Source organism: Pseudomonas sp. Irchel 3H7 (genome assembly GCF_900187605.1).
Taxonomy (GTDB): Bacteria; Pseudomonadota; Gammaproteobacteria; order Pseudomonadales; family Pseudomonadaceae; genus Aquipseudomonas.
In genome coordinates, this window is the sequence record NZ_FYEA01000001.1 from 482,814 (window position 1) to 492,381 (window position 9,568).

Below are 9,568 nucleotides of genomic sequence, written 5' to 3' on the forward strand. Positions count from 1 at the left end.
TCAGGCCTTCCCGACCAGTTTGGCTAGTTCGAGGAAGCGATCGACGTACCAGTGAGGCTGCGTCTCGCGTGGGGATTGAGGGTTGGTCAGGTTCTTGCCGTAGGTCATGCCCTTCTCGGTCAGCGACCAGAACGGAACCATTTCCTGTTTGGAGTTCTTGCGCTGGAGCTGCTTCAGAAAGCCCTTGGTTTCCAGTGCCCGGTTGAACGCAGCGGGAGACACGCGAATGCCGTTGTCTTTCAGCAAGGCCGTGGCTGACTTGGTGGGCATCGAGGATCCGCCGGTAGCATCTGGCGCGGCGTCGACGGCGTAGCCTGGGAGAAACTTCGGATCAAGACCGTTGTTCTGGGCGATCTTCGTGAGCATCGCCATCTGGCAGGATGGAGCCGGCTTCAGCAGGCGCGTGAAGCACTCCATTATGGCGATCTCGCCAACGACCTTGGTGCCATTGAGCAGAACCTGCTCGCGGGCGCCCTGCTGCTGCTCCAGCTCCCGCCAACGGCGAATCACCTTCATGCGCATCGGGGCGCTGTAGCCGGTGAGCAGGCAGTCGGTGTGTTCGCGGTCGAGCATGTATTCGACCTGCTCCCGGTTTTGACCGTCCAGATAGATGTGCTCAAAACTGAGTACATCTAATTTCAGTTCTTTCAGCATCGCAGCGATGTCGCGCTTCACGTTGGCGTGCCGCTTGCCGGTGACGTTAGCGATCTCTCGTGAGGACATCGTGGTACGCGACACGTTTTCAGAATTCGAAAAACGTGTCGCGACACTGTTGGGGGTATTGCTGGATTCTGTGTGTTGGTGCATGATTCGCTCCAGTTGTTTACCGCTGTAGAAAAAGCCGACCTCGTACGTCGGCTTTTTTGTGTCTGAAATTCAGGCTGCCTTTACGGACTGCTTGAAAACTTCCAGGCTGACGATCACTTCCTCAGCTTCCTTAAGCAGGCTCGTTTTCTCGAGCGAGCAGACTCGACCGTCAACCTGTGCGTCGAACGCAAGCCGGGTAACGTCGGCAAGATCGGCATGCAGTCGCAGCAGAGCGGCGTTGAGGTTGATTCCTTCCGGCCGCTCCTTCGGGACCAGGTCGAAACCGAACGCCTCCGCCCAAGCCTTTAGCGGGCGGAAGTCCTGGGTAAACTTCATGATCCGGTGCAGCTCTTCCAGGTTCATGCGGTGGGTGTCGTAGTCCGGGTTTGCCTTCTGCGAAAGCAACGTCCGGGATTTGAAGTCCGCGCCCTCGGCGATCTTTTTGGTGCCATGGTCGTCAACCACGTCGTAGATCGCTCTCATCAACTCCTGCATGTCACACCTCAAAAATTGTTACGTGGCTCTGCGCCACCAGCGGCGCGATCATTTGCTCAAGGAACGGCGGACTTCGATGTCAGGCGGCGGTTCTTTGAACCGGCAGCTGGCACGGAAATGGACGAACCTCCTCCGCTGTCAGCTTTCCGTCCTCATGTTCGATGACCAGGATTTCCCTGGCCGCCTTCAAGGCTTTTGAAATGGCTGGAGCGCTGACGCCAAGGCCCTTGGCGACAGCGGACTGACCAATTCGCTCAACCAGTTCTGGCAGTGGCGTCTTTTTCATGTCGTTGCCTCAGCAAACTTTGTCAGCCCAAATATTAACCGCCGGTTAGCTTTCAAGCAATACCGGCGGTTGCCGCAATAAAATTAACCAACGGTTAAATTTCACGGATGAGCAGAAAGAAAGAGCTGTCCCCAGAACTGAAAGCTGAGTGCGACGCCGCTAAGGCGCTTTTCGTATCGAAAAAAAACGCACTCGGATTGACCCAAGCGAGTCTTGCGGCGGAGGCTGATATATCGGCCGCTGCGGTAGCGATGTACCTGAACGGAACGAATCCTCTGAATGCCAAGTTCGCGGCAGTTCTATCGCGCTTACTCGGCGTTCCAGTCGAGCGGTTCAGTAAGCGACTCGCCCGCGAGATCAGCGGGCTGACAAGTGTCGCCGAAGCGCCATCGGCTTCGACGCTTTCAGCAGCTGATATGGTCCGCGCGATGCTTGATAAGCAGGGCAAAGGGCTTACTGACACCGCCAGACAAAGATTGATGGCGGCCGCTGAAGCAGATGATGCCGGCGGCGCCATCGAGATTGACTACTACCGGCCAGGAGTTGTGGGTGATGAGGTGTGGATCGCCCACTACGACGTCCGCGCCGCGATGGGCGGCGGTCAGATCCCGCATGACTATCCCGAGATGCTGCAGGATGTGCGCGTAAGCCCTCAACATCTTCGCGAGATGGGTGTCGAGTTCAAAGAGCACTTCCATCTGAAAATGGTGACCGGCTGGGGCCAGTCGATGGCGCCAACGATCAAGCATCGCGATCCGCTCTTGGTCGACATCAGCATCCGGGAGTTTGTTGGGGATGGGATCTATATGTTTTCTTGGGAAGGACATCTATACATCAAGCGTTTGCAGTGGCTGGGCGATGAACAGATCAGGATGATTTCCGACAACGATCGGCATCCACCGCAAACCATTCGGGCAGATGAGACATTCATTCAGGCGCGTGTGCTGCTCGTCTGGAACGCTCACCTGGTGTAATTGCCATTTTTCATAAGGGCGCCATATGGACAAGAGCGAAGAACTGCATCTGAGAATGCAGGTTAGTAAACTCAGTAGGATAGCTGTCATAAATCTGGAAACAGTCATGCGTCTGGCTAATGCAATTGAGAAAATCCCTAATGCGCCCGAATCCGTACGCGATGATCTAAAAAACGCCTCAAAGACCATTGATGAGCAAATCGAAGTCCTCCGCGAGCTGTATGGTATGGGGGAAAAAAATGAGTCAGTCTGATTTCACTGATGCCGGCCTCCCGGACTCCTGGGCCAAGAATCTACAACGCCTTCAAAAGGCCGAGCTAGACTCCCAGCTGGATGACAAGCCTGAAGTTAAAGCCGATACTGCAGTCATGAACGACATAACTCGCGAAGAATTCAACGCAAAACTTGAGACTATTGAAGCCCGGATGGATGCACGGGTTGAGTCTGTTTCATCGAAAATAGATGCGTTTCTCGCTACCCAGTCTGCGGTTCAAGTTGAGCGAGATAAAGCTCAGACGGAACGAGACAGGCGTTTTGAGATGCTCGCTGAGCGGGCTACAGAAGCAGCAAAAGGCGCTGAAGAAGCAGCAAAACAAGCGGCAACAGTAAAATCGAATTATTGGGCTGCCGTCGTTGTTCAGCTGCTCGCCGTCGTCGCGATCCTGGTGGGCGCATATTACGCAAACCAGGCCAACGTCCTAGGCGCAATGCAGACCACGATGTCGGCGTTTCAAGCAGGCAAGGCCGAGACACCTCCACCTCCTTCAGCGCCCGCTCCAACCAAGTAATGCAAAGCCCGCCGATAGCGGGCTTTTTTTGTACCTTTTAGAATGGAGCTGCCTGCTCCATCGCTACTTCAAACAGATCCTCCACCTCGGCGACACGCTCCTCCTCAATTTGAGGATCCCACCTGAGCGTAACTGAGTCGTCGTCATTGAATTTCATGTCTATGCATTCCGTCTCGGACAGCAGCCCCATCACCTCTTCCCACTCTCGCACACCGTCCGTGTCCAACCGATGGATCGTCACCCATCGCTGAATCTGCGCGACTGGGTGATTGATCATCGACGAGACGCGCAGCTCAAGACGCTCAAGGCCAGACATGCCAGCGCTTTCGAGCCGGTTTTGTTTTTGTGCCGCCGCCATCTACTTCACTCCCGATAGCTGTATATCCATCCAGTCAAACAAAGGATAACCAAATCTTCCGTGAATTAAATTAACCGGCGGTATTGACGGCAAAGTAACCGCCGGTTAATTTACACCCATCGCAGCGACACACAGCCACTGCGAAGGGCCTCAAGAGGCCCGCTGCTCTTTAACAGTCAGGAATCTTCGCGGATCGATCCCCGGAAACGGGCATAGCGCGAAACACAAACTTCGATCCCCATGCAGGCTCTGGAACCTGCCGGACTCCCCATATGGGAGGACGCCAAACCATGCAAGCCAGCCGGCGAAGAACACCGAACACGAAATGTGTGACGCCGGCCAGGTGGGGAAACCGCGGCGCTGTGCATGGGGCGGAGAAAAGAGAACGCCGGCCCTTTTATTTTGGGCCGGACACTCTTCAGAAAACCCTGCGAAGGACTTTGTGAAGAGTGTGCAGCTATCTGCGAGCTGAACCGTAGCTACCAGAGAGTTTTCTGGCTCTCACCTTGTCGATCTTCGATATCAGATGAGTACGCTCTACGACCAAACTCTCCTTGCAGATACGAATCTCACGAGCGATCTGTCCAGCCCTTCGTGCAGGAGCCTCCTCAAGCTCAGCCTGAAGACGCTCTATGCGCTCATGCAGCCTTGCGATTCTCTCTTTGGTACTGAGCTTCCCACCGGTTTTTTTCTTTGAAGGCTGATCAGTCATTGCCGGAGCTTCCTGCATGGTGATCCATCAGGTGGAGAGTAGTAGAGCAACCTGAGGCGCGCGCCTTATAAAAATGTCGACACCACCCGAATGCCCCCCCCCCCCTCCGCGCCCAACGGCAGCCAGCGGATCGGATGAGTGCATCCGAGTTTTGTTGGACCAACCACATGGAGCAAATCATGGCCGAGCAACGAGCGCCGTATCCGCGGTCGGCGGACAACGCCGATCAGATGAATCTGCCCGACGGCAAGACCTGCGGCGACTGCGTGCACTGCAAGCGCTGCACCGCGATGGTCGGCCACATCCCGGCCGACGAGTCTTGCGACTGGAGCCCATCGCGGTTTCGTGAAGCAGTCATCGCTACCGCCTAACCGGTGAACCAACGAATGGAGAGAGTCATGGCCAAGAAGGTTGGCGTGAAAACCCGGAGCGCCCAAATCGGCGTTCGAATCAGTCCGCGCGTTAAGTACATGCTTGACGTAATGGGTCGCATCCAGCGCAGAACCATGAGTGGAGTTATCGAGTCAGCACTATTGGCCTTTGTCAGGCCCAACGAAGAATCCTTGGCGGATCAAACATGGTCGACTGATGAAAACGAACGGCTGCTCAACCTTTACCTTGCGGCGCCTCACCTTCTGTCATTCGACGAAGAGATAGAGGCGAAGCGGCTAATTGCAGCCAAAGCCACCGCCTAACGCCTAACGCCTAACTCTGGAGGCGCCCATGCACCCAAGCGTTCAGCTCGGCAAAGAAGTGCGCGCAGCACTGCACATTCGTTCTCGCATCGCTACGGAAGATCTCTACGCACTGATCGGCCGGCCACTACAGGTAAAGATGCCCCGCTTCATTGTGAAGCCGGCAGGTGTTGCCTTCTTCCATGTCGTGGATGGCCGCACCGGCAAAACCCGTGGCTTCCGTCGCGATCACAACGATGCCTGCGCTTTGGCGCGCAAGCTTGAATCTCAGGAGTAGACCATGACTCATTTCCTCAACACCGTTGAAGGGCCGGACTGGCTCCATGACGCAATCAACTCGCTGATCTGCGGCGACAACGTCACGGCGCCGCGAGCTCACGGTAAGACGGTTGCTTTGGTGACTCCGCAATCGCTGTGGGAGGCGCTGGCCGAACACTTGGGCGCACAAAAACACATTGCCCCACTGCTCACGGATAACCGCGAGTATCCGATTGAGCGAATGATTTGCGAGATTATCGCCGACGGACGCCGCATGCACGGAAGGGCTTATGACTTGGCTATCGAAGCATTGGGCAAGCCGAGGAGCCAAAATAGCCCGACCGCTCTTCATGAGGTGGCTGAATCACTTATCCGGCCCCATGCAAATGAATACGGCCGGGCACGCGCCGAAGAGCTTGAAGCAAGCCGCGCAGCAGACTTGGCAGAGCAGCGCAAAGCAGACGCCGCGTAAGCGTCCAGCTAGAGTTCGCTACGCCGACCTCTCCGCTTTTCTTAATGCCGCAGCTTGCTTCTTTGCATCAGCCACCCGCTTTGCAACATCACGAGATAGCTCAAGGATGGTATTAGAGGCGCTCTGATAAGAATAAAAAAAGCCCTTTCCTTGCGGCTCGTAAATGGTGCTTCCGCGAGCGGTACCCGCCTTGTAGATCTCCTTGATGCCCAAGGCCGTTGCCAGATTCACCATAATTTCTTCGAGAGTCTCGCGCTGATCCAGACCAGTATTTTTTATGGTCCCACCATAAAAACCATTCTGTGGTTTTGGCGCCTGAACAATCTTTGTCTTTGCCATTCCTTGACCTCGCGAATTAAGTGAATCGAGGATTATCTCACATCCATTTTTTTGAATAGAACAGCGCTCCGCAAGGATAGCGCGGGAGACACTTATGTCCGCTCAAAGCGTGGCGCCGGTGGCGCACGACCGAAACCTCCACATCCTTCCGCACGCAGCAACCAGTACCAGCGCTTTGGTGCTGGACGGCGACAGCCTGGACAAGATGATGCGCCTGGCCGAAGTCATGGCCACCGGCCGCGCCACGCTGCCGAAGCACTTCAACGGCAACCCGGCGGATTGTCTGGCGGTCGTCATGCAATCGATGCAGTGGAAGATGAACCCGTTCGCCGTGGCGCAGAAAACGCACTTGGTCAACGGCGTGCTGGGCTACGAGGCTCAACTGGTAAACGCGGTGATCACCACCTGCGCGCCGGTGGTGGATCGCCTGCACTACGAGTGGTTCGGAGCCTGGGAAAAGGTGATCGGCCAGTTCGACATCAAGACCAATAGCGAAGGCAAACAATACCGTCAGCCGGGCTGGAAGCTGGAAGACGAGCAAGGTTTGGGCGTGAAGGTATGGGCGACCTTCCGCGGCGAAGACGAGCCGCGAGTCCTTGAATTGCTGCTTGCCCAGGCTCGCACTCGAAACAGCACGCTCTGGGCTGACGACCCTCGCCAGCAACTGGCGTACCTCGCCACCAAACGTTGGTCGCGCCTCTACTGCCCGGACGTGATCCTCGGCGTGTACAGCCCAGATGAGCTGGAAGAAACCGCACCAACCATCCGTGACGTATCACCGGGGCGTGGCGCGGCACCGGTAGAACTCCCGCCCTACCCCGACGAAAAGCTGACAGAGAACTTGCCTAAATGGCAAATCGCTGTCGACGACGGCCGCTCCGCCCCTGATCACCTGATCGCAACCGTCAGCAGCAAATTCACTCTGAGCGAAGAGCAGATCGCCAAGATCAAAGCGCTCGCGCCAATTGAAGGAGACCACGAATGAAAATCCACAATGTCGCTCAGGGTTCCGAAGCCTGGCATGCGCTCCGCGCCAACTACTTCACTGCGTCAGAAGCGCCAGCAATGATGGGCGCGTCGAAACAGATGAAGCGCACCGAACTGCTGCACGCAAAAAAGACAGGTCTCGATCGAGATGTGTCGTGGTGGGTGCAGAAAAACCTCTTCGACAAAGGGCACGAAGCGGAGGCACTTGCTCGGCCAATTCTCGAAGGGCGAATCGGAGAAGATCTGTTCCCCGTCGTCGGCACCGAAGGTGACCTGCTCGCATCCCTCGACGGCTGCACAATCCTCGGCGACGTACTGTTCGAGCACAAAATGTGGAACGAGCAGCTCGCCGCCGACGTTCGCGCCGGCAACCTTGATGCGCACTATTACTGGCAGCTCGAACAGCAGCTGCTGGTGAGCGGCGCCGAGAAGGTAATCTTCGTCTGCTCCGATGGCACTGAAGAAAACTTCGTTTCGATGGAATACACGCCGGTATCGGGGCGGTCCGCGACACTCGTCGCAGGCTGGAAACAGTTCCAAGCCGATCTGCAGGACTTCACTCCCGCTGAGGTGATGCCGGAAGCCGTAGGCAAAACGCCGGAATCATTGCCAGCGCTGCGCATCGAGGTGACCGGCATGGTCACCGCCAGCAACCTAGAGCAATTCAAAGCTCACTCCCTCGCTGTTTTCGGCTCGATCAACACCGAGCTGCAAACGGATCAGCACTTCGCCGACGCAGAAAAAGCGGTCAAGTGGTGCGGTGATGTCGAGGAGCGTCTGGAAGCTGCCAAGCAGCACGCGCTGAGCCAAACCGAAAGCATCGACGCACTGTTCAAGACGATCGATGACATCGCGGCGGAGGCACGGCGCAAGCGCCTAGAGCTGAACAGTTTGGTAAAAGCCCGCAAGCTCAGCATCCGTGAAGACATCGTCATGGATGCGGCCAAGGCACTGCAGGCCCACATTGACCAGATCAACGCTTCACTGGGCGGCAAAGCGTGTATGCCGGCGGTGCCTGCAGATTTCGCTGGAGCCATCAAAGGCAAAAAAACGATCAGCAGCCTGCGCGACTCTGCCGATTCCGAGCTGGCCCGGGCAAAGATTGCCGCCAGCCAAATCGGCGACAGCATCCGGAGCAACTTGGCCAGCCTAGACGAGCTCGCCGCCGACTGCATGTTCCTCTTCAATGATGTGCAGCAATTGGTGATGAAGGCGAACGAAGACCTGGTCGCGCTGGTCAAGGTGCGGATCTCGGAACACCGGAAGGCGGAGGAGCAGAAAGCCGAAGCGCAGCGCGAACAGATCCGCCAACAGGAACTGAAGCGAATCGAAGACGAGGCTAAAGCCAAGGCTCCGGTTGAGCCTGAACCAATCGCCTCCCCGGCGCCGGCAAAAGTCTCCGCGCCAATTCAGCCGGCCCAGAAATCAGCGACCACCACCGCGGCGACGGTAAACCTGCAGGCCGAAGTTTTCGATCTGGAGTCGCTGATCAAAGCCGTAGCCTACGGCCAAGCCCCTATTTCGGTACTGACCGTAGATTGGGACAACCTCGACGCACTGGTCGCCGAACAAGGCGCCAAGTTCAGCATGGCCGGCGTGAGGCTGGTCAAGGTGGCCGCATGATCAGCCTCAACCTCAACGCAGTTCGTGAAAAGCAGACTGAGTCGGAACGGATCGCCGCTGCGATGGCTCACTTTTGGGCGCATCCCGGCGGCAGCTTCAAAGAGTTGCCGCCGGCTCGCATGAAGCCAAGGCCTGCGCGGCGTGACTGGGTAGACCCTGAAACAGTCCTCAAGCGGCGCCCGAAGCCGATATCGGCCGCTGACCGCAGGGCTCTGCGCAAAATGGCGGACTCGCTATGAAGTCGAAACGCAAACCCAACAACGGTTTCGCCCGAGCTGAACGCAGTTGCCGGGCGCTGCTGCGCACCAACCACGTCGCGGTCGTGAACATCGATCCCAGCGGCAGCCAGATCATGGCGAACTGGAAGAGTTGCCGGCAGATCCGCAGTCTGGCGATCGCCAGCGCGATATTCGACTTCTCCTACCGCTGGACGATCTACATCGGTGCCATGTGTCGCGACGAGCGCGGCACCGAGTACATCATGTCGGTGGAGATCTCGCCTGAAGGCATCTACAAGGTCGCGCGCCTGGCTGACGCAATCGAGCATTACTATTTGGAGCTGCGCAACAGCGCGAACCCGACCCACCTCGTCGCATCAGGCTGGATCGCCATTCCGGATGAAGTCTCGATGGACGAAGCCCAAGCCGCGAAGCTGTTCTACGCCGCCGGCGCCTGGCATCAGGTGAAGGTAGCAGCGTGAGACGTTGCAGACCCCAACAACGCAAACGACAGACCTGGCTGGACTTGCCAGCCAGCGGAATTGAAGAGGTAGGC

At 57.0% G+C, this 9,568-nt stretch carries 16 protein-coding genes; 11 read left to right on the plus strand and 5 right to left on the minus strand.

Annotation, left to right across the window (positions count from 1 at the left end; genetic code table 11):
• From CKW38_RS02255 to CKW38_RS02265, 3 genes are all read right to left on the minus strand, one after another.
• The gene (locus tag CKW38_RS02255; RefSeq protein WP_371857956.1) at positions 1–723 is read right to left on the minus strand and encodes a Rha family transcriptional regulator; all 723 of its coding nucleotides are present in this window, start codon (positions 721–723) and stop codon (positions 1–3) included.
• Positions 724–876: 153 nt separating this feature from the next.
• Entirely contained in the window at positions 877–1,302 is a 426-nt protein-coding gene (locus CKW38_RS02260) for a phage regulatory CII family protein (RefSeq protein WP_095111701.1), read from the minus strand.
• A gap of 79 nt (positions 1,303–1,381) precedes the next feature.
• Positions 1,382–1,588, minus strand: coding sequence for a Cro/CI family transcriptional regulator (locus CKW38_RS02265; RefSeq protein WP_007965032.1), 207 nt, complete (start codon positions 1,586–1,588; stop codon positions 1,382–1,384).
• A gap of 107 nt (positions 1,589–1,695) precedes the next feature.
• Here CKW38_RS02265 and CKW38_RS02270 point away from each other — a divergent pair, with 107 nt between their 5' ends.
• The 3 genes from CKW38_RS02270 to CKW38_RS02280 are packed head-to-tail and all read left to right on the plus strand — an operon-like array spanning position 1,696 to position 3,350.
• Entirely contained in the window at positions 1,696–2,562 is an 867-nt protein-coding gene (locus CKW38_RS02270; RefSeq protein ID WP_095111702.1) for a S24 family peptidase, read from the plus strand.
• 25 nt (positions 2,563–2,587) lie between these two features.
• Positions 2,588–2,815 carry a hypothetical protein gene (locus tag CKW38_RS02275; RefSeq protein ID WP_095111703.1) on the plus strand — a complete coding sequence of 76 codons (228 nt, stop codon included), beginning with the start codon at positions 2,588–2,590 and terminating at the stop codon, positions 2,813–2,815.
• Positions 2,802–3,350 (plus strand): hypothetical protein, encoded by a 549-nt coding sequence (locus CKW38_RS02280; protein WP_256588330.1) that lies wholly within the window; start codon positions 2,802–2,804, stop codon positions 3,348–3,350. Before CKW38_RS02275 ends, CKW38_RS02280 begins: the two co-directional genes overlap by 14 nt.
• Positions 3,351–3,387: 37 nt before the next feature.
• Here the strand turns inward: CKW38_RS02280 and CKW38_RS02285 are convergent, their stop codons facing one another.
• Positions 3,388–3,708 carry a DUF1654 domain-containing protein gene (locus CKW38_RS02285; protein ID WP_095111704.1) on the minus strand — a complete coding sequence of 107 codons (321 nt, stop codon included), beginning with the start codon at positions 3,706–3,708 and terminating at the stop codon, positions 3,388–3,390.
• Positions 3,709–4,599: 891 nt separating this feature from the next.
• On the opposite strand from CKW38_RS02285, the gene CKW38_RS02295 reads away from it, so the two are divergent.
• The 4 genes from CKW38_RS02295 to CKW38_RS02310 are packed head-to-tail and all read left to right on the plus strand — an operon-like array spanning position 4,600 to position 5,845.
• Entirely contained in the window at positions 4,600–4,791 is a 192-nt protein-coding gene (locus CKW38_RS02295) for a hypothetical protein (protein WP_095111706.1), read from the plus strand.
• A gap of 27 nt (positions 4,792–4,818) precedes the next feature.
• Complete coding sequence (locus CKW38_RS02300) at positions 4,819–5,115, plus strand: hypothetical protein (RefSeq protein ID WP_095111707.1); 297 nt, start codon at positions 4,819–4,821, stop codon at positions 5,113–5,115.
• A gap of 28 nt (positions 5,116–5,143) precedes the next feature.
• The gene (locus CKW38_RS02305) at positions 5,144–5,392 is read left to right on the plus strand and encodes a hypothetical protein (RefSeq protein ID WP_095111708.1); all 249 of its coding nucleotides are present in this window, start codon (positions 5,144–5,146) and stop codon (positions 5,390–5,392) included.
• A gap of 3 nt (positions 5,393–5,395) precedes the next feature.
• Entirely contained in the window at positions 5,396–5,845 is a 450-nt protein-coding gene (locus tag CKW38_RS02310; RefSeq protein ID WP_095111709.1) for a hypothetical protein, read from the plus strand.
• Positions 5,846–5,863: 18 nt separating this feature from the next.
• Here CKW38_RS02310 and CKW38_RS02315 read toward each other — a convergent pair whose 3' ends face one another.
• Positions 5,864–6,184: a hypothetical protein gene (locus CKW38_RS02315; protein WP_095111710.1), complete on the minus strand. Its 321-nt coding sequence runs from the start codon at positions 6,182–6,184 to the stop codon at positions 5,864–5,866.
• Positions 6,185–6,278: 94 nt separating this feature from the next.
• Here CKW38_RS02315 and CKW38_RS02320 point away from each other — a divergent pair, with 94 nt between their 5' ends.
• The 4 genes from CKW38_RS02320 to CKW38_RS02335 are packed head-to-tail and all read left to right on the plus strand — an operon-like array spanning position 6,279 to position 9,494.
• A complete protein-coding gene (locus CKW38_RS02320; protein ID WP_095111711.1) occupies positions 6,279–7,169 on the plus strand; it encodes a RecT family recombinase in 891 nt (296 codons plus the stop codon).
• Positions 7,166–8,794, plus strand: coding sequence for a YqaJ viral recombinase family protein (locus CKW38_RS02325; RefSeq protein ID WP_095111712.1), 1,629 nt, complete (start codon positions 7,166–7,168; stop codon positions 8,792–8,794). Before CKW38_RS02320 ends, CKW38_RS02325 begins: the two co-directional genes overlap by 4 nt.
• Complete coding sequence (locus tag CKW38_RS02330) at positions 8,791–9,033, plus strand: hypothetical protein (protein ID WP_095111713.1); 243 nt, start codon at positions 8,791–8,793, stop codon at positions 9,031–9,033. The genes CKW38_RS02325 and CKW38_RS02330 overlap by 4 nt, the downstream gene beginning before the upstream one ends.
• Entirely contained in the window at positions 9,030–9,494 is a 465-nt protein-coding gene (locus CKW38_RS02335) for a hypothetical protein (protein WP_095111714.1), read from the plus strand. The genes CKW38_RS02330 and CKW38_RS02335 overlap by 4 nt, the downstream gene beginning before the upstream one ends.
• Positions 9,495–9,568: the final 74 nt, after the last annotated feature.

What these genes read in the sequence shown, in the direction of transcription:
- CKW38_RS02255 (WP_371857956.1), bottom strand. Translation starts at nt 723, where the DNA reads ATGTCCTCACGAGAGATCGCTAACGTCACCGGCAAGCGGCACGCCAAC.
- CKW38_RS02260 (WP_095111701.1), bottom strand. Translation starts at nt 1,302, where the DNA reads ATGCAGGAGTTGATGAGAGCGATCTACGACGTGGTTGACGACCATGGC.
- CKW38_RS02265 (WP_007965032.1), bottom strand. Translation starts at nt 1,588, where the DNA reads ATGAAAAAGACGCCACTGCCAGAACTGGTTGAGCGAATTGGTCAGTCC.
- CKW38_RS02270 (WP_095111702.1), top strand. Translation starts at nt 1,696, where the DNA reads ATGAGCAGAAAGAAAGAGCTGTCCCCAGAACTGAAAGCTGAGTGCGAC.
- CKW38_RS02275 (WP_095111703.1), top strand. Translation starts at nt 2,588, where the DNA reads ATGGACAAGAGCGAAGAACTGCATCTGAGAATGCAGGTTAGTAAACTC.
- CKW38_RS02280 (WP_256588330.1), top strand. Translation starts at nt 2,802, where the DNA reads ATGAGTCAGTCTGATTTCACTGATGCCGGCCTCCCGGACTCCTGGGCC.
- CKW38_RS02285 (WP_095111704.1), bottom strand. Translation starts at nt 3,708, where the DNA reads ATGGCGGCGGCACAAAAACAAAACCGGCTCGAAAGCGCTGGCATGTCT.
- CKW38_RS02295 (WP_095111706.1), top strand. Translation starts at nt 4,600, where the DNA reads ATGGCCGAGCAACGAGCGCCGTATCCGCGGTCGGCGGACAACGCCGAT.
- CKW38_RS02300 (WP_095111707.1), top strand. Translation starts at nt 4,819, where the DNA reads ATGGCCAAGAAGGTTGGCGTGAAAACCCGGAGCGCCCAAATCGGCGTT.
- CKW38_RS02305 (WP_095111708.1), top strand. Translation starts at nt 5,144, where the DNA reads ATGCACCCAAGCGTTCAGCTCGGCAAAGAAGTGCGCGCAGCACTGCAC.
- CKW38_RS02310 (WP_095111709.1), top strand. Translation starts at nt 5,396, where the DNA reads ATGACTCATTTCCTCAACACCGTTGAAGGGCCGGACTGGCTCCATGAC.
- CKW38_RS02315 (WP_095111710.1), bottom strand. Translation starts at nt 6,184, where the DNA reads ATGGCAAAGACAAAGATTGTTCAGGCGCCAAAACCACAGAATGGTTTT.
- CKW38_RS02320 (WP_095111711.1), top strand. Translation starts at nt 6,279, where the DNA reads ATGTCCGCTCAAAGCGTGGCGCCGGTGGCGCACGACCGAAACCTCCAC.
- CKW38_RS02325 (WP_095111712.1), top strand. Translation starts at nt 7,166, where the DNA reads ATGAAAATCCACAATGTCGCTCAGGGTTCCGAAGCCTGGCATGCGCTC.
- CKW38_RS02330 (WP_095111713.1), top strand. Translation starts at nt 8,791, where the DNA reads ATGATCAGCCTCAACCTCAACGCAGTTCGTGAAAAGCAGACTGAGTCG.
- CKW38_RS02335 (WP_095111714.1), top strand. Translation starts at nt 9,030, where the DNA reads ATGAAGTCGAAACGCAAACCCAACAACGGTTTCGCCCGAGCTGAACGC.